The organism is Pseudonocardia sp. Cha107L01 (genome assembly GCF_052566575.1).
On sequence record NZ_CP199579.1, the window covers coordinates 3139258 to 3159955 of the forward strand.

The following is a 20698-nucleotide window of genomic DNA, read 5'->3' on the forward strand; positions in this document are numbered from 1 at the left end:
GCCGCGTCCGTGACAGCGCTATGTGCTGAAATCCGAGGGGTGTCCGGCCCGGGACCGACTGACTCGACTCGACGCTGAGGAGCCGCTCGTGCGCATTGGGATGACGCTGAACTACAGCGGTGGGTTCGCCGAGACGGTGGCCGCTGTCGCGGACTACGAGCGGGCCGGTCTGCAGATCCTGTTCGTGCCCGAGGCATACAGCTTCGACGCGGTGTCGCAGCTCGGCTTCATCGCGGCGCGCACCGAGCGGCTGGAGATCGCCTCCGGGATCCTGCAGCTCTACACCCGCACGCCGTCGCTGACCGCGATGACGGCGGCCGGACTGGACTACGTCTCCGGCGGCCGGTTCACCCTGGGTATCGGTGCCTCGGGCCCGCAGGTGATCGAGGGGTTCCACGGCGTGCCCTACACCGCGCCGCTCGGGCACACCCGGGAGCTGGTGGAGATCTGCCGGCAGGTGTGGCGGCGGGAGCGGGTGCAGTACCAGGGGCGCTACTACCAGGTGCCGCTGCCGGAGGGGCAGGGCACCGGGTTGGGCAAGCCGCTCAAGCTGATCAACCACCCGGTGCGGGCCGACATCCCGATCGTGATCGCCTCGATCGGGCCGAAGAACGTCGAGCTCACCGCGGAGATCGGGAACGGCTGGCAGCCGCTGTTCTACCTGCCGGAGCGGGCCGCCGACGTGTGGGGTGACGCGTTGGCCGCCGGCAAGGCGAAGCGGGCCCCGGAGTTGGGCGAGCTGGACGTGGTGCCGCAGATCCCGGTAGCGATCGGCGAGGACCTGCCCGCGCTGCGCGATGCGATCCGGCCGCTGCTGGCCCTCTACGTCGGTGGCATGGGCGCCCGGGGTAAGAACTTCTACAACGACCTGGCCCGGCGCTACGGGTTCGAGGATGCCGCGAAGACGGTGCAAGACCTCTACCTGGACGGCAAAAAGGACGAGGCGGCCGCCGCGCTGCCGGACGCGCTGATCGACGGGGTCGGCCTGCTGGGCCCGGAGGGCCTGATCAAGGAGCGGCTGGCCGCGCTGTCCGAGGCCGGCGTGACCACGCTGAACATGACGCCGCTCGGTGCGAACGCGGCCGCCACCGCGCACCAGATCGAGCGGATCGTGGAGCTCGCCGACGGACTGTGACCCGCGCCGCCGCTCAAGGGCAGGGGGGTAGGCGCGGGTCTCTCGATAGAGGCACGAGGACCCTCTCGGCGGGTGATGCTCACCGGCTGCACCCGCCGGCACACTAAGTGTCCACCGGGGGCCGGCGAGCTAGCGGCCCCGGGGGCAGCACCAGCTCCCGGGCGGACGCCGACGCCCCCGCGTTCCCGGGAGGATGCCGTGACAGTCGACACCGAGTTCATTCCGGCCACGTCGGAGGCCAAGCCCGAGCATTCGCCGATCGACGTCTCGTCGAAGGCGTTCTGGGCCCAGACCTCCGAGCAGCGCGACGAGCGGTTCGCCCGGCTGCGCGCCGAGGACCCGGTCTCCTGGCAGCGCCCGGTGGAGGACGCGGTCGCACCCGACCCCAACGACCCCGGTTACTGGGCGGTGACCAGGCACGCCGACATCGTGAAGGTCAGCCGGGACGCCAAGAGCTTCATCTCCGGCCAGGGCGTGCTGTTCGACCTGTTGCCGCCGGAGTTCCTGGAGATGTCCCAGTCGTTCCTCGCGATGGACGCGCCCCGGCACGACCACCTGCGCAAGCTGGTCAGCTCGGCGTTCACGCCCAAGCGGATCCAGCGCATCGACGAGCAGATCAAGGTCGCCGCCCGCGAGGTGGTGGACAGCTTCGCCGCCGACCCGTCCGGCGAGATCGAGTTCGTCGAGCGGTGCGCGGAGCCGCTGCCGGTGCGGCTGTTCTGCGACATGTTCGGGGTGCCCGAGGAGGTGCGCGCGCAGACCGCGAAGTCGGCCGGCGACGTGGTGTCCTGGGCGGACCCGGAGCGCCTCGGTGACCGCTCGCCGGCCGAGGTGACACTGGAGGCGTGCCAGATCCTGCACGGTATCGCGGGGGAGCTCACCGCCGAGCGGCGCAAGAACCCGGCCGACGACCTGTTCACCAGCCTGGTGCAGGCCGAGGTCGACGGCGAGAGGCTCACCGACCATGACATCGGTGCGTTCTTCACCCTGCTGTCGGTGGCCGGCACCGACACCACGAAGCACACCTCCGCCTTCACGGTGAAGGCGATGACCGAGTTCCCGGACCAGCGGGACTGGCTGCGCGCGGACTTCGACGGCCGGATCAAGACCGCGCTGGAGGAGTTCGTCCGGTTCGCCTCGCCGGTGATGACCTTCCGACGCACCGCCGTCGTGGAGACCGAGCTGGCCGGCAGGAAGATCATCCCGGGCGACAAGGTCGTGCTGTTCTACCCGTCGGGCAACCGGGACGAGGACGTGTTCGACGAGCCGGAGCGGTTCGACCTGTCCCGCGACCCCAACCCGCACGTCGGGTTCGGCGGCGGCGGGCTGCACTTCTGCCTGGGCAACCAGCTCGCCAAGGGGGCGCTGCGCGCACTGTTCAGCGAGCTGCTCACCCGGGTACCGGACTTCCAGGCCGGCGAGCCCGACCTGCTGGGTACCAACTTCATGCGCGGCGTCAAACGCCTACCCTTTACCTTCACACCTGAGAAGTAAGGAGCAGGACCATGCGGATTGTGGTCGACCGGGACAAGTGCACCGGACTGGGCATGTGCGAGGCAGAGGCCCCGGACCTGTTCGAGGTCCAGGACGACGGCTCGCTGACGGTACTCAACGATCGGCCGGGGTCCGACGACCTGGAAGCGGCCGAGGCGGCTGTCATGGCCTGCCCGACCGAGGCGCTCACGCTGGTGGAGGACTGAGGATCAGTGGTGGCTGAGCGGTTCGTGGTGGTAGGAGCCTCGCTGGCCGGGCTGAGGGCGGCGCAGACCGCGCGGAAGTCCGGGTACGACGGGGCGCTGACCCTGGTCGGCGGCGAGGTGCATCTGCCGTACGACCGCCCGCCGCTGTCCAAGGCGTACCTGGAGGCCGGCACCGACGAGCCGGAGGACCCGACCTACCGCACCGACGAGGAGCTGCGCACCGAGCTCGGCGAGTTGGCCGACCTGCGGCTGGGCACCTGGGCCACCGGCCTCGACCCCGAGCGCCGGGTCTTCTCGCTCAGCGACGGCACCGAGCTGGAGTACACCGCGGCGGTGATCGCGACCGGTGCGAAGGCGCGGACGTTGCCGGGTACCGAGGAGTTGGCCGGGGTGCACACGTTGCGCACGCTGGATGATGCGGTGGCGATCCGGGCGGCGTTCGACGCGGGTGCGCGGGTGGTCGTGGTGGGTGCCGGGTTCATCGGGTCGGAGGTGGCTGCCGGGGCGCGCAAGCGGGGTCTGCCGGTGACGGTGCTGGAGGCGTTGCCGGTGCCGCTGGTGCGGTCGGTGGGCGAGCAGATGGGTCGGGCGTGTGCCGAGCTGCACCTGGCGAACGGTACCGACCTGCGCTGCGGGGTGAAGGTGACCGGGCTGTGCGGTGCGGACGGCCGGGTGACCGGGGTGTCGTTGGACGACGGCAGCACGATCCCGGCTGATCTGGTGGTGGTGGGTACCGGGGTGGCCCCGAATACGGACTGGTTGGCCGGCTCGGGTGTGACGTTGCATGAGCGGGACGGGGGCATCGTCTGTGATGAGACGTTGGCTACCGGGTTGGCGGGGGTGTACGCGGCCGGGGATGTGGCGCATTTTCCGCATCCGTTGTTCGACGGGTTGGTGATGCGCCTGGAGCACTGGACCAACGCCGCGGAGCAGGGCATGTTGGCGGCGCGGAATGCGATCAACCCGGCGGAGGCGAAGCCGGCGGCGGGTGTGCCGTACTTCTGGTCGGACTGGTACGACAGCCGGATCCAGTTCGTCGGTATCCCGCAGGCGGACGAGATCCGGGTGGTCAGTGAGGAGTTGGGTGAGGACAAGTTCCTCGCCCTCTACCGCCGCGGTGACCGGCTGACCGGCTGCATCAGCATCGACCGGCCCACCCAGATCATGAAGTACCGCCGGCAGATCATGAAGTCCGGCACCTGGGCCGAGGCCCTCGAGTTCGCCGGCGTCTCCTGACCCCTCCCGCCCGTGAGTGGTATCGGTCGCTCTGGCGACCAGTACCACTCACAGGCCAAGGGACCGGCCGACGACCTCCTTCATGATCTCGGTGGTACCGCCGTAGATCCGGGTGATCCGCGCGTCGGCGTACGCCTTGGCGATCGGGTACTCGTTCATGTAGCCGTACCCGCCGTGCAGCTGCAGGCAGCGGTCCACCACCCGGCCCTGCAACTCGGTGCACCACCACTTGGCCTTCGCCGCGTCCTCCGCGCTGAGCTCGCCCGCGTTGAGCTCGGCCACGCAGCGGTCCACGTAGGTCTGCGCGATGTCCACCTCGGTGGCGATCTCGGCGAGCACGAACCTGCTGTTCTGGAAGCTGCCGATCGGCTGGCCGAACGCGCGGCGCTCCTTGACGTAGGTCAGGGTGTGCTCCAGGGCGACGGCGGCCGACGCGACGGCGGACAACGCGATGGACACCCGCTCCTGGGGCAGGTTGGCGACCAGCTGACGGAAGCCCTGGCCCTCCTCGCCGAGCAGGTTGGCCACCGGGACCCGGACGTCGGTGAAGGACAGCTCAGCGGTGTCCTGGGCGTGCTGGCCGAGCTTGTCCAGGTTGCGGCCGCGCTCGAAGCCGGGCATCCCGCGCTCGATCACCAGCAGGCTCATGCCCGCGTGCCGCTGCGCCGGGTCGGTCTTCACGGCGGTGATCACCAGGTCGGCGTTGATGCCGTTGGTGATGAACGTCTTCGCGCCGTTGACCAGGTAGTGCTCGCCGTCCCGGATCGCCGTGGTGGACATCGAGGCCAGGTCGGAGCCGATGCCCGGCTCGGTCATCGCGATGGCGGTGATCAGCTCGCCGCTGGCGATGCCGGGCAGCCAGCGCCGCTGCTGCTCCTCGGAGCAGTAGCGCAGGAAGTAGGGCAGTGCGACGTCGTTGTGCAGCGTGATGCCGAGCCCGGCGGCGGCGGCGCCGGCCCGGGTGGCCTCCTCGCCGATCACCATGTTGAACCGGAAGTCGTCCACCCCGCCGCCGCCGAGCTCCTCCGGGATCGCCATCCCCAGGAAGCCGGCCTTGCCCGCGGTGGTGAACAGCTCGCGCGCGACGATGCCGGCGGCCTCCCAGTCGGCCAGGTGCGGCACCACCTCGCGGTCGAAGAAGGCCCGCACGGCCTCGCGGAATGACTCGTGGTCCGCCTCGAAGAGGTTTCGCCGCACGATGCAGCTCCTTCCACCCGCTGATCCGACCCGCAGTTTCCCGCGCTATTTAGTCGGGCGTCAAATCTTTGCGGGTGCGAGTACCGCGAACAGAAGACCGCCCGGGCCGTGTGGCCCCGGCGGTCTGTGAGCTGTGAGCGGGGTGAGCCGCGCTCGGGTCTAGTAACCCACGTACTGGCCGTTGAAGCGGCGGCCGCCGGCCTTCAGGGTGCCGATGCCGTAGTTGGCGATCATGTACCGGACGCCGGCGGTGATGTTGGCGACCGGGTCGGTGATCGGCCGGCCGGCCAGCTCGGGCAGCACGTAGGCCCGGAAGGTGCTCGGGATGACCTGCATCAGGCCCTGCGACGGACGCCCGGCCATCGCGTTGCTGTCGGTGCGGTTGATCGCGTGCGGGTTGCCCCGCGACTCCGCCATGATGACCCGCTTGACGCCGCCGGACAGCGCCTGCGGCAGGTTCAGCTTGTCCAGCGCCACCGCGATCCAGTCGTCCAGGCCGCCGCCACCGGCGAGAATGCTGGCTTCCTTCACCGCGAGGGCGTGCTGGGCGACCGCCTCGGCGGCCAGCGCCTCACCCTTGTGCAGGGCCTCGACGTCCCGGTTGTCGTTGGCGGCCACCCGGTCACCCGGTACGACCACCGGGAGCATCGCGGTGGTGGCGCTGATGTCGTGGAACGTGGAGCCCGAGGCGACCGTCGCGATGTGCAACGGCTGGGTGGCCGCCGCGAGACTCGTCGCCGGGAGGGCCGCCTCGGCGGCGTCGGCGGTGGCGCCGGGCACGCTGGGGCTGCCGGCCATGAATCCGCCGGTGACCACGGCGCCGAGCGCCGCGGTCGCACCGACCACCGTGTTGCCACGGACCGTGGGCGGCTTGAGCGGGGCACGGCGATGCGCCGAGCGTCCGCAGTCTTCCGCCGGGATCGCCGCGATCAGCGAGGTCGCCTCGAAGGACGCTACGCCGAACGCCTGTTCGGACTTCGCACGGCGCGCGTCAGGTGACGGCATGTACGCCGAAACCGTGCCGCGGCCGCCTGGGGAGCGGTGACGAGCCACGAAGTTCTCTGCCTTTCCGCGACCGAAGATCTGCCACCGGGATGTCCGGTCGGGGGTCCGGTGAGCCAGTGGGGAGGCCGGCTCAGGATCCAGGTGGCGAGATCGGATCGTGATGTGTTCGGGCAGCTTACGAAGGAGACGGGGGTCATGCCAAGCGGGTCCCCGGTGTGTCGCCGCAGGTTATGCGCCTTTTTTCGGCCGAACGGCCCGTTACGGTTGCAATCGCCCTCGACGAACGGCCACTTCCTGCGCCAAACGGTCGCATTAGGCCGAATGGTGGAGCCCATGTGGGTTTACTTGGGGTGTGGTGCGTCCCAATGGCGCCAGATCGCGAGGAGTCGCAGCCCGGCGATCAGGGCCGCCGAGGCCACCAGCACCGGGGTACTCGGCCAGTCGAGCCGGCTGCCGACGGCGACCAGCGCGGCACCGAGTACGGCGGGCAGCGCGTAGATCTCCCGGTGCAGCACCATCGGGATCTCGCGCAGCAGCACGTCCCGTGCCACCCCGCCGCCGATGCCGCTGATCGCGCCGACCAGACAGGCGGTGACCGCGGGTGCGCCGGCGGCCAGGCCGGTGGCGGTGCCGGTGGTGACGAACAGGGCCAGCCCGAGCGCGTCGGCCACCAGGATGGTGCGGCGGACCAGCGCGCCCGCCGGGCGGGAGCGGTAGGCCCCACCGGCCGGGCGCAGCAGGAAGGTGGCCAGCGCGACCAGTGCGGCGACGAGCAGGTAGGGCCACTGGCGCAGCGTGCTCGGCGGGGTGATGCCCAGTAGTACGTCCCGGACCACGCCGCCGCCCAGTGCGGTGGTCATGCCGAGCACCACCACCCCGAACACGTCCATCCGGGCCCGGATCGCGGCCAGCGCGCCGGACACCGCGAACACCGCGACGCCGAGCAGGTCGAGGATGAGGAACGACACGCCGACACTCAACTCGCCCTCCCGGCACAGCTGATCTGCGGTTTCGGGCTCAGCCGGACAGTGGGGCTCAGCCGGACGGTGCGGCTCAGCCGGACAGCAGGGCGGCCATCCGCTCCCGGAGCGCGGTGGCGCCCGAGTACGGCCGGATCAGCACGGTGAGCTCGGTCAGCGGCGCCTCGGGGTCCGGGCCGGTGCGCAGGATGTCCACGCCCTGCAGCTCCCGGCCGTCCACGTCGGCCGCGAAGACCAGCACGTGACCGTCCGGTCCGGAGTACTCGGCGGTGTAGCGGAAGTTCTCGAACACTCGGAACACCGCGCCGAGGATCATCCCGAGTGCGTCCTTGCCCTGGTACGGCTTGTACACCACCGGGCTGTTGAACACCACGTCGTCGGCGAACTGGGCGAGCGCGCCGTCGAGGTCGGCGGCTTCCACGGCGGCCCGGAAGCGGGCGGCCGCCCCGCCGGTCACACCCGCTCCAGGATGACGAGCGGGATCTCCCGGCCGGTGCGCTCCTGGTAGGAGGCGTAGCCGGCATAGGTACGCAGCGCCAGGGGCCACAGCCGTTCGCGCTCGGTGGCGTCGGCGACCCTGGCCCTGACCTGGCGCTTCTCGCTACCGACCTGAACGGTGGTCAACGGGTTGGCCTTGAGGTTGTGATACCAGGCGGGATGCTTGGGGTGGCCGCCCTTGGACGCCACGACCACCAGGTCGTCGCCGTCGCGGACGTAGACCAGCGGGGTGGTGCGCGGGGCACCGGAGCGAGCGCCGACGTGGTCGAGCAGCAGCATCGGCGCGGCGCCCGGGATGCGGTGGCCGATCACCCCGTGCGTGGCGCGGTAGACGGCGGCGTGCGCGGAGGCGACCCGGCGCAGGATCGGCCAGTTCCGGTCGGCGATCTCGAGGATGTCCACCTACCGGAGGGTAACCGGTCAGCGCGCGTTGTCAGGGATCCGCTGGCACACTGCGGCAGAGTCGATCACAGGCGACCAGCACAGGCGACCCCAGGCGAGGAGGCACGGTTCATGTTGCTCGATGTCAGCACCGGTACCCGGTTGGACGTGGTGGAGAGCGGGGACCGGGCCAACCCGTCGTTGCTGCTGATCTGCGGTACGACGCAGCACTACCTGTTGTGGGGCGCGCTGGCCGCGGGGCTGGCCGAGAACTACCACGTGATCAGCTACAACCACCGGGGCATCGGTGACTCCGAACGCGGCACCGGCCCGCTCTCGACGGCCAGCATGGCGCGGGACGCGGCCGCGGTGCTGGACGCTGTCGGTGTGCCGAGTGCACACGTGGTGGGCTGGTCGCTGGGCACGCTGGTGGCGCAGGAGCTGGTGCTGGCCCACCCCGAGAAGGTGGCGTCACTGGTGCTGTGGGGCACCTACGCGGCACTGGACGGCTTCCAGGCCTGCGGGCTGACCGCCCTGAGCTACCCGTGGCGCACCGGGGACGTGCAGACCGCGCTGACCGCGCTGGGCCTGGCGTTCTCCCCGGAGCTGCTGAACTCGCCGGACTTCCCGGCCGTGATGGAGCAGATGCTGCCGCTGTTCCCGCAGACCGAGGCCCAGGTCAAGGTGGTCGTGGAGCAGTGGGACGCCGACCTGGCGCACAACACGACCGACCGGCTGCCGAGCATCGACAGGCCGACCCTGGTGATCGCCGGCGAGCAGGACCTGCTTACCCCGGTCTGGCAGTGCCAGAAGGTGGCCGACCTGATCCCGGGCGCGAAGTTCAAGCTGTTCACCGGGCCGGGCTCCAGCCACGCGCTCGGGCTGGAGCGCACCGAGGAGTTCCTGGCGGAGGTGCTGCCGTTCCTGGCCGCCCAACCCATCCCGGCCACCACCGGCTGACCCTGGCTGACCGGCATCGAGTGGCCGTAGGGTCTGCCCAGGCCACCACTCGTGAGTGGCTGGCGTCGCCAGCGCAACGTCAGCCACTCACGAGCCTGTCTACGTGGAGGTGCTCCGTGCCCGGCGCCGTGTACCAGACCGAGCTCACCCCGCTTTCCTACCTGCGCCGCAGCGCGGAGGTGTACCCGGACAAGACCGCGATCGTCTACGGCGACCGGCGCTACAGCTATGCGGAGTTCGCCGAGGCGGCGACCCAGGTGGCCAGGGCACTGCGGGCCTCGGGCATCGCGCCGGGCGACCGGGTCGCCTACCTGTTGCCGAACCTGCCGGAGATGCTGGTGGCGCACTTCGCGGTGCCGCTGGCCGGTGCGGTGCTGGTGGCCATCAACACCCGGCTCTCCACCGACGAGGTGCGCTACATCCTGGACCACAGCGGCGCGAAGCTGCTGGTGGTGGACGCGGTGCTGGCCGCGACGGTGGCGCCGGTGGCCGACGAGCTGGCGGGAGTCACCGAGATCGTCACGGTCGTCGACCCGGCCGCGCCGGGCTCGGGGGACCGGATCGCCGGGCCGGACTACGACGACTTCGTGGCCCGGGGCACGGCGGGGGAACCCCTGCCCTGGGCGGTGGACGACGAGCTGGCCACCATCTCGATCAACTACACCTCGGGTACCACCGGCCGACCCAAGGGCGTGATGTACACCCACCGGGGCGCCAACCTGAACTCGCTGTCCGAGATCGTGCACTCGGCGCACACCCCGGACTCGGTGTACCTGTGGACGCTGCCGATGTTCCACTGCAACGGCTGGTGCACGCCGTGGGCGGTGACCGCGATCGGCGGCACCCACATCTGCCTGCGGGAGGTGCGCGGCGACGTGATCTGGCGGTTGATCGGCGAGCACGGCGTGACCCACCTCAACGGGGCGCCCACCGTGGTCACCACGATCATGAACGCACCGGAGGCGGTGACCCTGGACTACCAGCTCGTGGTGACGACCGCCGGGGCGCCGCCGGCACCGGCCACCATCCTGCAGATGGAGCGGATGGGCTTCCGGATCGTGCACGTCTACGGCCTGACCGAAACCTACGGCCCGTACTCGGTGAACCAGTTCCAACCGGCCTGGGCCGAGCTGGACGCCGAGGAGCGCGCGACGCTGCAGGCCAGACAGGGTGTCGGCATGATCACCGCCGAGTGGCTGCGGGTGGTCGACGAGAACATGGCCGACGTGGCGGCGGACGGCGCGACCATGGGCGAGATCGTGATGCGCGGCAACAACGTGATGAAGGGCTACTTCGACGACGCGGAGGGCACCGAGCGGGCGTTCGCCGGCGGCTGGTTCCACTCCGGTGACCTGGGTGTGCGGTACCCGGACGGTTACGTCGAGCTGCGGGACCGGGCCAAGGATGTGGTGGTCTCCGGCGGCGAGAACATCTCCACGGTCGAGGTGGAGCAGGCGATCATGTCGCACCCGGCGGTCCTGGAGGTCGCGGTGATCGGGGTGCCGGACGAGAAGTGGGGCGAGCGGCCCAAGGCTTTCGTCGTACTGAAGAGCGGGGCGCTGAAGAGCGGGGAGCTGACGAGCGGCGGCGCGACGGCCGGCGAGGACGAGCTGCTCGAGCACGTGCGGGCGAAGATTGCCCGCTACAAGGCGCCGAAGGCGATCGAGTTCGTCGAGGAGCTACCGAAGACGTCCACCGGCAAGGTGCAGAAGTTCGAGCTCCGGGAAAAGGAGTGGGCCGGCGAGCAGCACCGCATTCGCGGCTGATACCCGCCGGCCCCAGGCCGAAGGTCGAGCAACACCGCCGGCTCAGCCGGCGCAGCTGTTGGTGATCTTCTCGATCTCAGCTTCGACGTCGATGATCGAGGACTCGGCACCCGCCGGGACGATCTCGAAGGTGGCCTCGAGGAAGCGCTCGATCAGGTCGCGGTCGAACTCCAGGGAGGCGAAGCCCTCGTCGTCGCCGATGCGCACCTCGAGGACGTCGAACTCCTCGTCGGAGAACGGGGTCAGCCGCACGTCGCCCACACCGGCGGGCGTGCAGAGACCCTCGATCAGTAAGTCGCGGGACAGCAGCCAGTCGATCCAGCGGCCGCTCGGCCGGCTGATGGACATCATCACGGCGAACGGGTCATCGGCCCGGTAGCTCCAGCGGGTCAGCAGCGGCGTCTCCTGGCCGTGCAGCACGGCGAACATGTCCTGCCTGACGCGGTCGATTCGCGTGTCTTCGTTCATCCTTCGGCCCTCCGAGTGCTCTGCGCCAGCATCCCGCCGGCTTCACTGATGTCATCGCCGCGGCAGGCCGAAGTGCTGCACTTTCCGTCTTGATTCACCTGAAACGGGCAGTGTTGTAACAGAGCCGTGATCAGGTGCGACACGGCGCAACCGGTGCGGAGTGGGGATCGGGACCGTGAACCGATCGCGAGCGGTGACCAGGGCCGGACGCACTGTTACCGTCGGTAACGCCTGCTGTCCGGTCCAGGGGCGGTTCCGCCGTTACGGCGGCGCCCGGCAGGCCCGTTACGCGGTAACGGGACAGGAGCGGATGGCGCAGTGCGGTGCGCTGGTCAGCGGTACTGGGCATCTGAGAGGTCTCTCAGCGCTCCGAGGCCGCGGTCAGCCGCCCCAGCTCGTCGTCGGTCAGTTTCAGCTCGACCATCGGCAGCAGCGCGGCGAGCTGCTCGACGTTGCGGGCGCTGGCCAGCGGGGTCGCCACCGTCGGCTGGGCGAGCAACCAGGCCAGTGCGACGGCGGCCTGGGTGACCTGGTGGTGCTCGGCCACCCGGGCCAGCTCGGCGAGCACCCGGCGGCCCCGGTCGTCCAGGTAGGCGAGTGCGCCCTCGGCGCGCCAGCTGTCCACCTTGGTGTCGGCCGCGTACTTGCCGGTCAGGAAGCCCATGGCCAGCGCGAAGTACGGTAGGCAGGGCAGCCCGTGCTCGGCCAGCAGCGGTGCCAGGTCGTGCTCGTAGTCGCGCTCCATCAGGTTGTAGTGCGGCTGCACCGCGACGTAGCTGGCCAGCCCGTTCTCACTCGAGATGCGCAGCGCCTCGGCGAGCCGGGGCGCGGAGTAGTTGGACGCCGCGATGTAGCGCACCTTGCCGGCCCGCACCAGCGCGTCGAAGGCGCCGAGCGTCTCCTCCAGCGGGGTGTCCGGGTCGTCGCGGTGCGCGTAGTACAGGTCGATGTAGTCGGTCCGCAGCCGGCGCAGCGACTCCTCGGCCGCCACGGCGATGTTGGCGGCGGCCAGCCCCGGGTGCACCGGCCAGTTGCCGACCTTGGTGGCCACCACGACGTCGGCCCGGTTGCCCCTGGCGGTCAGCCAGTTGCCGATGACGGTCTCGGACTCGCCGCCGGAGTTGCCGGGTAGCCGCCACAGGTAGGAGTCGGCGGTGTCGATGAAGTTTCCGTCGGCCGCCGTGTACGCGTCCAGTACCTCGAAGGACTGGTCCTGGTCGGCGGACGCGCCGAACACGTTGCCGCCGAGGCAGAGCGGGTGGACGGACAGCACGGTGCCGGGCAAGTTGATCCGCATGACTTTCACGGTAGGCCGGCAGCTCGGGCTTTGCCGTTTGACCGGGGTGTGATCTGGGCATTCCTGAGAAATGCTGCTACGTCGCATTGCCCGCCCGTTGCTCGCCGGCATTTTCATCACCGGAGGAATCGCCCAGCTGCGTGACCCGGAGGGCCATGCCAAGGCGGCCCACCCGGTCCTGGACCAGGTCGCCGGGATGGTGCCGGTCGAGAACCCCCCGTCCAGCGTGACGATGGTGCGGGTGGACGCCGGGGTCAAGGTCGGCGCCGGCGTGCTGCTGGCACTTGGTAAGGCCCCCCGGCTGTCCGCGGCCGCCCTGGCCGCCAGCCTCATCCCCACCACCCTGGCCGGTCACCGGTTCTGGGAGATGGAGGACCCTGAGCTGCGCAAGCTGCACCAGGTGCAGTTCGTCAAGAACATGGGCCTGCTCGGCGGGCTGATGCTGGCCTCGGCCGACACCGAGGGCAAGCCGTCGATGGCCTGGCGGGCCCGTCGCGCCGGGCGCACCAGCGCGGCCACGGCTGAGCTGTTCCACAAGGACATCACCACCGGGCTCGGCGCGCTGTCCGAGCGGGCCGGCCTCGCCGGTGAGCAGGCCAGCGCCGTGGCTGGCCGGGCCGGTGAGCAGGCCAGCGCCGGGGCCGGCCGGGCCGGTGAGCAGGCCAGCGCCCTGGCCGGCCGGGCCAGCGAGCAGGCCGCCGCCGTTGCCGGCCGGGCCGGCGAGCAGGCCGCCGCCGTGGCCGGCCGGGCCAGCGACCGCTTCGGCGACCAGGCCGGGCGGCTGCTCGAGGAGGCGGAGCGGTGGCGCGGTGAGGCCGAGAAGCGCGCCGCCGAGGTCGCCAAGCGCGCCCGCAAGGCGAGCAAGCGGGCCAGCAAACGCGCCAGCAAGCGCATCGAGCAGGCCAGCAAGGACGCCGATAGGCGCCTGCAACGCGCCAGCAAGCGCGCGGCGAAGGTGCGCGCCGAGGTCCCGAAGCGGGCCGAGAAGCTCCGCGCCGAGGGCGCGAAGCGCGCTGAGAAGCTCCGCGCCGAGGGCGCGAAGCGCGCTGAGAAGCTCCGCGCCTCCGTGCCCGCCGGCGTGTCCAACTGGTGAGCTGACCGGTGAGCTAGACCACACCGTTAGGTCGTCACGTCCCGCGCCACCGCACCGTCCCTCGTTGTGACAGTGCGGTGGCGCGGACGACAACGGGCGCACGGTGCAGGCGATCGCCGCACGGCCACGACGAGCTCGCGGCGGGGGAGGACCCGCAGCGGTTGTTCCAGGTCGCGGCCTGGCACCGGCCTGAGTCATCGGCCTGAGTCCGGCGTAGCCGGCATGAACCGATGAGTTCCGGGCCGGGTGTCAGTCTCCATTAGGGGCGAACGGGGCGCGCGTTGCCGCCGCGTCGAGACACCGACGGGAGCACATCGATGAGGACGGACGATGCCGGGCGCCGGGAACCTCACAGCGACCCCCCGCTCGCGCGTCTGGGTGGCGACTTTGCCTCCGGGACCGCGGCGGTGAACGGCACCACGATCCACTACGTCCGTGTCGCCGAGAACCTCCGGGCCCGGCACGGCTGGACCGACGTGTCGAGGTCCTTGAGAACGGTAGGCACTACCTGGCCGAGGAGCGACCTGACGACGTCGCCGAGCTCATCGAGCGCCACGCGGCGGACAGGTAGCCGACCGGCGTGGGCGGACTGGCCAGGACTTCCCCCGACATGCCGCTGACGCCGGCACTAGACTTCCGGGATACGGAATTCCACTCCCGGAGTTCCGCTGTGAGTTCCGCTGTCAGTTCCGAGGGGGATTCCGTACCCGGGAGGTTTGATGGCCGGCCACGAAGTCATCGCACGCGCCGGCGGTGGCGTGCAGTCGGTCGAGCGGGCCTTCGCACTGCTGGAGACGATGGCCGCCGCCGGCGGCACCATGGGCCTCTCCGGGTTGGCCGCCGCCTCCGGGCTGCCGCTGCCGACGATCCACCGGCTGGTCCGCACCCTGGTCACCCTGGGCTACGTCCGCCAGCAGCCGTCCCGGGAGTACGCCCTCGGGCCCCGGCTGATCCGGCTGGGCGACGGGGCCAGTCGGCTGATCGGGGTCTGGGCACGGCCGCACCTGGCCCGACTGGTGGCCGAGCTCGGGGAGAGCGCCAACCTGGCCCTGCTGGACGGCAGCGAGGTCGTCTACGTGGCGCAGGTGCCCGGTCGGCACGCGATGCGGATGTTCACCGAGGTCGGCCGGCGGGTGTCGCCGCACTGCACGGCGGTCGGCAAGGCACTGCTGGCGCAGATGGACCGCGAGCAGGTGGCCGACGTGCTCAGCCGTACCGACCTGGTCGCGCACACCGAGCACACGATCACCGACCGGGGCGCCTATCTGCGTGAGCTGGGTCGGGTGCGGGCTCGCGGCTACGCCGTCGACGAGGGTGAGCTGGAGCTGGGGGTGCGCTGTGTGGCGGTCGCGCTGGTCGGCGGACCGGCCCGGGCGGCGCTGTCCGTCTCCGGCCCGACCACCCGGATGACCGACGAGCTCCTCGAGCGGGCCGTGCCGCACCTGCGCGCCGCGGCGACCGCGCTGGCCGCCGAGCTGGACCAGGCCGGCGGTTCGGCGGCGGGCTGACCGGCCCGACCATCGCGGGGAGGAGGCCCCCGTGTACTGACCGTGTGCGTGCGGTCACCTGGCGGCGCCGGTGGCCCGATTACTACGCCGGGTGACCGCCGTTCGGTCGTATTGCGTTGCGCTACCTCGTCCTGGCGGGCGCCGCCGTCTACGCTCTCATCCTGGCAAATTCCCAGATGGGAGCGGGCTATGTACGTCGTGACGGTGTCCGCCGCATTCGGCGCCGGGGGCGGGACGATCGGGCCGGCGGTTGCTGAGCGTCTCGACGTTCCCTTCATCGACCGGGCCATCCCCGCGGCGGTGGCCGACGATCTCGGGGTGTCGATCGAGGACGCGCTGTCCCGGGACGAGCAGGTGAAGGGTTGGCTGTCCCGGATGCTCGCGGCGGCGGCCCCGCTCTCCAGCGACTACATGATCGGGTACGACCCGCCGAGGATGGCGCTGCTGCCGGATGCGGAGTTCGTGAACTGCACCCAGTCGGCCATCCGCAAGGTCGTCTGCGCCAAGGGTGGGGTGATCCTGGGCCGGGCGGCGGCGATCGTGCTCCGTGACCACCCGACCGCCGTGCACGTCCGCCTCGACGGGGACCCGGACCGCCGGGTGCGCCGGGCGATGCGCACCATGCACCTGAGCGAGCAGCAGGCCCGGGACGCGCTCGATCACAACGACAGTGCCCGCACGAGCTACGTCAAGCACTTCTACCGCACTGACCCGGCAAATCCGTGCCACTACCACATGCTTCTGGACAGCACGCGGTTGTCGGTGGAGACCTGTGCGGACCTGATCGTGGCCGCGGCGAAAGCGTCACATCCCGTCGGGTAACGGTTGCCCGGGATCCGGCGATAGCCCAGGTGTCCGCAAACCACCTGGGAGAGTGCGATGTACACCCTCGGAACCGAATCCGGCGCAATGCCCGCCGTTGACAGGTTCTACGCCACCGTTTCCGGGGCGTCATGGCAGTCCCTCGCGCGGCGCGTACTGGACATCACGGTGGCGAGCATCGCACTGGCGGTGCTGGCGCTGCCGATGCTGGTGATCGCCCTGGCGATCCGGCTGAGCAGTGACGGGCCCGCTTTGTTCCGGCAGCGGCGGGTCGGCCTCGGTGGGGTGTCGTTCACCATGTTCAAGTTCCGCACCATGCGGACCGGAGCGGGTGACGACATGCTGCGCCAGCTCATCGCGGCCGAGCTGCGCGGCGAGGACACCTCGGTGGACGGGAGCTACAAGCTCGACAGCGACCCTCGGGTCACCGGGATCGGCGCGTTCCTGCGCAAGACCAGCCTCGACGAGCTGCCTCAGCTGGTCAACGTGCTGTTCGGCGACATGTCGCTGGTGGGACCGCGGCCGTGCCTGGAGTGGGAAGCGCGGATGTTCCCGGCCGAGTTCCAGCCGCGGTTCTCCGTCCGTCCCGGCATCACCGGCCTGTGGCAGGTCAGCGGCCGCTCCACGGTGAGCACGCTGGACATGCTGCACCTGGACCTGACCTACGTCCGGACGCGCACCCTGGTCAGCGACCTGTCCATCCTGGTCCGGACGGTGCCCTCGATGCTCAAGGACCACAGCGCCCGGTGAACTACAGCGCCCGGTGAACTACAGCGCCCGGTGAACTACAGCGCCCGGTGAACTACAGCGCCCGGTGAACTACAGCGCCCGGTGAACTTGGGCCCCTCGACAAGCCAGCTCACTAGACCAGCCCGACCGGTGGCCCTTCCACCGGTCGGGCTCTTTTCTGTCCGGCCGGCCTGGTCTTGACCGGGCCGTGTTCGGCGTGATGTACTCGAATAAGCCGGATGTAAACGATTACATTCGGAAATGTAAAGGTTTTCAGCCATGGCAGCACGGACCCGTCGCGCCGAGATCGGGGTGGTCGACCTCGCCCGCGAGCTCGGCATCTCGACGGCGACGGTGTCGCGTGCGCTGAACGGCAGCGCGGCGGTGCGCCCGGAGCTGGCCGAGCGGGTCCGCCAGCACGCCGAGTCCCGGGGATACGTGGCGAACCGCCTGGCCAGGGCGCTGTCCGCGAACACCAGCCGCGCGTTCGTCGGCTTCATGATCCCGTACGTGGACACCCCGGCGTACTCGGCGGTGGCCGCGGAGCTCGCCCGGCTGCTGTCTGCCGACGGCACCCAGATGATCCTGACCATCACCGAGAACGACCCGGAGCGCGAGCTGCGCCAGCTCCGTGAGCTGCTGGCCAGCCGGGTGGCCGGGCTGGTGATCTCCACCAGCACCGGCGTGCTGGAGGACACCAAGCGGCTGCTGACCAGGCTGCCGGTGGTGGAGCTGCACCGGGCCAGCGGCATCGATGCGCCCGGCGTGTTCAGCGACGACGAGCAGACCCTCGCGGAGAGCGTGCTGCACCTGGCGGCGCTGGGGCACCGCCGCATCGGCTACCTGGGCACCCCGACGGCGCTGTCCAACGGCGAGTCCCGATTGCGCGGGGTCCGCCGCGGCACGGAGCTCGCCGGGCTGGGGCGGGACGCGGTGACGGTGTGCCTGCCGGAGCCCACCCAGGAGAACGGGTACCGGGGCGCGTTGGAGCTGCTCGGCCGCTCACCGGCGCCGACCGCGCTGCTGATCGGCGGTGGCGCGCTGTCCATCGGCGCGGCGCGGGCGGTGCGGGCCAGTGGCCGGCGGCTGCCCGACGACCTGTCGCTGGTCGTGTACGGGGACCCGAGCTGGTTCGCGCTCAGTGATCCGCCGCTGACCACCATTGCGGTGCCGTACCCGGAACTGGCCAGCCGGGCCGCCCGGTTGCTGCTCGGGCGGCTGGACGGCGTGGCTGGTGGTGGGCTGGCCGCTGGTGGCGGGCTGGCTGGTGGCGGGCCGAATCTGATCAAACCGGAGCTGATCGTGGCCGGCTCGACCGGGCCGCCGGGGGGCTAGCGCACGCGCGAATTCGAGGTCGGGCAGCACACCGAGGTGCGAGGAGGGCAACCATGTTGCGGAACCGGCGGCGCTGGGTCGTCGCCACGTTCGTAATGATCATCACCGCGATCGCCTATGTCGACCGGGTCAACCTGTCGATCGCGGCGCCGGTGCTGACCAAGGAGTTCCACACCAACGCCGCGGTGATGGGGCTGCTGCTGTCCAGCTTCACCTGGACCTACACCCTGCTGAACCTGCCGGCCGGGATGCTGGTGGACCGGGTGCGCACCCGGGTGGTCTACTCCGCCGCACTGCTGATCTGGGCGGTGTCCAGCTTCCTGACCGCGCTGGTCAACTCGGTCGGCACGCTGTTCGGGCCCCGGTTGCTGCTCGGCGTCGGCGAGGCGCCGTTCGCCCCGGCGGCGATCCGCACCCTGTCCGACTGGCTGCCCCGCTCCGAGCGCGGGATGGGCGGCAGCATGTTCATCTCCGGGGTCGCGCTCGGCTCCGCGGTGGGCCCGCCGATCCTGGCCTGGATGGTCACCGACTACGGCTGGCGCAGCTGCTTCATCGCGACGGGCGTGCTGTCGCTGCTGGTAGCGGTGATCTGGTACGCCTGGTACCGGCACCCGCTCGAAGACCAGCGGCTGTCCGCCGAGGAGCGCGAGCTGATCGTCTCCGACCAGGAGCCGTACCAGCAGGAGGGCCGCGCGCCCTGGGGCTCGATCGTCAAGCAGCGGGAGATCTGGGCGATTACCGGCGGCTACTTCTGCCTGCTCTACATCCTGTACACGTTCATCACCTGGGTGCCGAGCTACCTGGTGCAGGACCGGCACATGACCATTCTGAAGTCCGGGTTCGCCACCTCGGTGCCGTGGATCTGCGCGTTCGCGGTCGGGATCCTGGCCGGCCGGACCTCCGACATCGCACTGCGCCGGGGGATGTCCGCGCTGAACTCCCGCAAGGTCGTGCTGGTCACCGGCATGGTGGCAGCGCTTGCCATCCTGGGCACCGCGTTCGCCAGCTCCGCGACGGTGGCCATCATCTGCCTGGCGATCTCCACCTCGGGGATCATCTTCGCCAACGGGGCCGTCTGGGCGGCCACCCAGGACGTGACGCGCAGTCTGAACCTGTCCGGCTCGGCGACCGGGTTCATCAACGCGATGGGCAACGTCGGCGGCATCCTCGGGCCGATTGTGACCGGTGCGCTGGCGTACGCGACCAGCTCCTTCGTGGTGCCGCTGGTGGTGGCCGCCGCGCTCGCCCTGATCGGTGCACTGACCTGGCTGTTCGGCATGCGGGCCCGGCCGGGGACGGTGGTGCCCGGCGGTTCCGGCGACTCCGGGCCGGCCGGCTCTGGCGGCTCGGGCGGTTCGGGCGCCGAGGTGACGGCGTGACGGGCGGGCCGTTGGCCGGTATCCGGGTGCTGGACGCGGCCACCTTGGCGGCCGGCCCGTTGATCGCCACCTGGCTGGGCGAGTTCGGCGCCGAGGTGATCAAGGTCGAGCAGCCGGACGGCGGTGACCCGCTGCGCCAGTGGGGCGCCCAGCGCGACGGCATCGGGCTGATGTGGAAGAGCCTGGGGCGGAACAAGAAGTCGGTCACGCTGAACCTGCGCGAGCCGGCCGGTCGGGATCTGCTGCGGGAGCTGGTCAACCAGTGCGACGTGCTGGTGATGAACCTGCGCCCGTCGACGCTGGCCCGCTGGGGGCTGGCGTACGAGCAGCTCAAGGGGGACAACCCGGGCCTGGTGATGGTCCACGTCACCGGTTTCGGCGCCGGCGGGCCGAAGAGCGACCGGCCGGGGTTCGGCACCCTTGGCGAGGCGATGAGCGGGTTCGCGCACCTGACCGGGCACCCGGACGGGCCGCCCACGCTGCCCTCGTTCATGCTCGCGGACGGGGTCGCAGCCCTGACCGCGAGCTACGCGGCACTGATGGCGCTGTACCACCGGGACGTGCACGGCGCGCCCGGCCAGCTGATCGACATCAACCTGATCGAGCCGCTGGCCCGCCTGATCGAGCAGCCGGTGCTGACCTATGACCAGCTGGGCACCGTCCCGGGGCGGACCGGCAACCGCTGGGACATCAGCGCGCCGCGCAACACCTACCGCACCAAGGACGAGAAGTGGCTGGCCATGTCGGGCAGCGCGCCGACCATCGCGATGCGGGCGCTGCGCGCGGTGGGCCGGGCCGACCTGACCACCGATCCCCGTTTCGCCGAGGCGCAGCAGCGGCTGCGTCATGCCGCCGAGGTCGACCAGATCATGGCGGACTGGATCGGTGCGCGGACCCTGGACGACGCGATGGCGGTGTTCGAGGAGGCGGAGGTGGCCGCCGCCCCGGTCTACGACGCCGCGCAGCTGCTGGCCGACCCGCAGCTGCAGGCCCGCGAGGTCTACCCGGCCTACCCGGACCCGGACTTCGGGCAGATGCGGGTGCAGGCGCCGGTACCGCGGTTCTCCGACACCCCGGGCGTGGTGCACCACCTCGGCCCGGCGTTGGGGGAGCACACCGAGGAGGTCTACCGGCGGCTGCTCGGGCTCGACGACGAGCGGCTCGCCGAGCTGCGCGCGGCCGGCGTGATCTGAATCTGAGCAGGGAGGA

General features: G+C 70.8%; 20 protein-coding genes. 13 read left to right on the forward strand and 7 right to left on the reverse strand.

From position 1 onward, the window contains the following. Nucleotides 1-88 precede the first annotated feature (88 nt). The 4 genes from ACTXG6_RS14855 (at nt 89) to ACTXG6_RS14870 (ending at nt 4071) form a co-directional block, all read left to right on the forward strand. Nucleotides 89-1135, forward strand: a complete 1047-nt coding sequence (locus tag ACTXG6_RS14855) for an LLM class F420-dependent oxidoreductase (protein ID WP_445188384.1) — start codon at nt 89-91, stop codon at nt 1133-1135. A 198-nt stretch (nt 1136-1333) separates the two neighbouring features. Then, nucleotides 1334-2629, forward strand: coding sequence for a cytochrome P450 (locus ACTXG6_RS14860; RefSeq protein ID WP_445188385.1), 1296 nt, complete (start codon nt 1334-1336; stop codon nt 2627-2629). A gap of 11 nt (nt 2630-2640) precedes the next feature. Continuing rightward, nucleotides 2641-2835 carry a ferredoxin gene (locus ACTXG6_RS14865; RefSeq protein WP_445188386.1) on the forward strand — a complete coding sequence of 65 codons (195 nt, stop codon included), beginning with the start codon at nt 2641-2643 and terminating at the stop codon, nt 2833-2835. A 6-nt stretch (nt 2836-2841) separates the two neighbouring features. After that, nucleotides 2842-4071, forward strand: coding sequence for an NAD(P)/FAD-dependent oxidoreductase (locus ACTXG6_RS14870; RefSeq protein ID WP_445188387.1), 1230 nt, complete (start codon nt 2842-2844; stop codon nt 4069-4071). 48 nt (nt 4072-4119) lie between these two features. Here ACTXG6_RS14870 and ACTXG6_RS14875 read toward each other — a convergent pair whose 3' ends face one another. From ACTXG6_RS14875 to ACTXG6_RS14895, 5 genes are all read right to left on the reverse strand, one after another. Then, nucleotides 4120-5268 carry an acyl-CoA dehydrogenase family protein gene (locus ACTXG6_RS14875; protein WP_445188388.1) on the reverse strand — a complete coding sequence of 383 codons (1149 nt, stop codon included), beginning with the start codon at nt 5266-5268 and terminating at the stop codon, nt 4120-4122. Between the two features lie 159 nt (nt 5269-5427). Then, a complete protein-coding gene (locus ACTXG6_RS14880) occupies nt 5428-6273 on the reverse strand; it encodes a transglycosylase SLT domain-containing protein (protein ID WP_445188389.1) in 846 nt (281 codons plus the stop codon). Nucleotides 6274-6614: 341 nt separating this feature from the next. Next, nucleotides 6615-7241 (reverse strand): trimeric intracellular cation channel family protein, encoded by a 627-nt coding sequence (locus ACTXG6_RS14885; protein WP_445190009.1) that lies wholly within the window; start codon nt 7239-7241, stop codon nt 6615-6617. Between the two features lie 85 nt (nt 7242-7326). Next, nucleotides 7327-7710, reverse strand: a complete 384-nt coding sequence (locus ACTXG6_RS14890) for a nuclear transport factor 2 family protein (protein WP_445188390.1) — start codon at nt 7708-7710, stop codon at nt 7327-7329. Further along, nucleotides 7707-8153, reverse strand: a complete 447-nt coding sequence (locus ACTXG6_RS14895) for a nitroreductase family deazaflavin-dependent oxidoreductase (RefSeq protein WP_445188391.1) — start codon at nt 8151-8153, stop codon at nt 7707-7709. The genes ACTXG6_RS14890 and ACTXG6_RS14895 overlap by 4 nt, the downstream gene beginning before the upstream one ends. Before the next feature lie 111 nt (nt 8154-8264). Between ACTXG6_RS14895 and ACTXG6_RS14900 the strand changes: the two genes are divergently transcribed. Both ACTXG6_RS14900 and ACTXG6_RS14905 read left to right on the forward strand, forming a co-directional pair. Further along, a complete protein-coding gene (locus ACTXG6_RS14900) occupies nt 8265-9092 on the forward strand; it encodes an alpha/beta fold hydrolase (protein ID WP_445188392.1) in 828 nt (275 codons plus the stop codon). 116 nt (nt 9093-9208) lie between these two features. Then, the gene (locus ACTXG6_RS14905) at nt 9209-10858 is read left to right on the forward strand and encodes an acyl--CoA ligase family protein (RefSeq protein ID WP_445188393.1); all 1650 of its coding nucleotides are present in this window, start codon (nt 9209-9211) and stop codon (nt 10856-10858) included. A 42-nt stretch (nt 10859-10900) separates the two neighbouring features. On the opposite strand, the gene ACTXG6_RS14910 is transcribed toward ACTXG6_RS14905, so the two are convergent. After that, the gene (locus ACTXG6_RS14910; protein ID WP_445188394.1) at nt 10901-11326 is read right to left on the reverse strand and encodes an SsgA family sporulation/cell division regulator; all 426 of its coding nucleotides are present in this window, start codon (nt 11324-11326) and stop codon (nt 10901-10903) included. 361 nt (nt 11327-11687) lie between these two features. Next, nucleotides 11688-12623: an aldo/keto reductase gene (locus tag ACTXG6_RS14915; RefSeq protein WP_445188395.1), complete on the reverse strand. Its 936-nt coding sequence runs from the start codon at nt 12621-12623 to the stop codon at nt 11688-11690. Between the two features lie 70 nt (nt 12624-12693). On the opposite strand from ACTXG6_RS14915, the gene ACTXG6_RS14920 reads away from it, so the two are divergent. From ACTXG6_RS14920 to ACTXG6_RS14950, 7 genes are all read left to right on the forward strand, one after another. After that, a complete protein-coding gene (locus ACTXG6_RS14920; RefSeq protein WP_445188396.1) occupies nt 12694-13716 on the forward strand; it encodes a DoxX family membrane protein in 1023 nt (340 codons plus the stop codon). Nucleotides 13717-14435: 719 nt separating this feature from the next. Continuing rightward, on the forward strand, nt 14436-15224 hold the full coding sequence (locus ACTXG6_RS14925; protein ID WP_445188397.1) for an IclR family transcriptional regulator: 789 nt from the start codon (nt 14436-14438) through the stop codon (nt 15222-15224). Between the two features lie 189 nt (nt 15225-15413). After that, nucleotides 15414-16046, forward strand: coding sequence for a cytidylate kinase-like family protein (locus ACTXG6_RS14930; protein ID WP_445188398.1), 633 nt, complete (start codon nt 15414-15416; stop codon nt 16044-16046). A 57-nt stretch (nt 16047-16103) separates the two neighbouring features. Beyond that, nucleotides 16104-16796 carry a sugar transferase gene (locus ACTXG6_RS14935; protein WP_445188399.1) on the forward strand — a complete coding sequence of 231 codons (693 nt, stop codon included), beginning with the start codon at nt 16104-16106 and terminating at the stop codon, nt 16794-16796. Between the two features lie 258 nt (nt 16797-17054). Beyond that, the gene (locus tag ACTXG6_RS14940; RefSeq protein ID WP_445188400.1) at nt 17055-18110 is read left to right on the forward strand and encodes a LacI family DNA-binding transcriptional regulator; all 1056 of its coding nucleotides are present in this window, start codon (nt 17055-17057) and stop codon (nt 18108-18110) included. 53 nt (nt 18111-18163) lie between these two features. After that, nucleotides 18164-19489 carry an MFS transporter gene (locus tag ACTXG6_RS14945; protein ID WP_445188401.1) on the forward strand — a complete coding sequence of 442 codons (1326 nt, stop codon included), beginning with the start codon at nt 18164-18166 and terminating at the stop codon, nt 19487-19489. Then, nucleotides 19486-20682, forward strand: coding sequence for a CaiB/BaiF CoA transferase family protein (locus ACTXG6_RS14950; RefSeq protein ID WP_445188402.1), 1197 nt, complete (start codon nt 19486-19488; stop codon nt 20680-20682). The genes ACTXG6_RS14945 and ACTXG6_RS14950 overlap by 4 nt, the downstream gene beginning before the upstream one ends. Nucleotides 20683-20698: the final 16 nt, after the last annotated feature.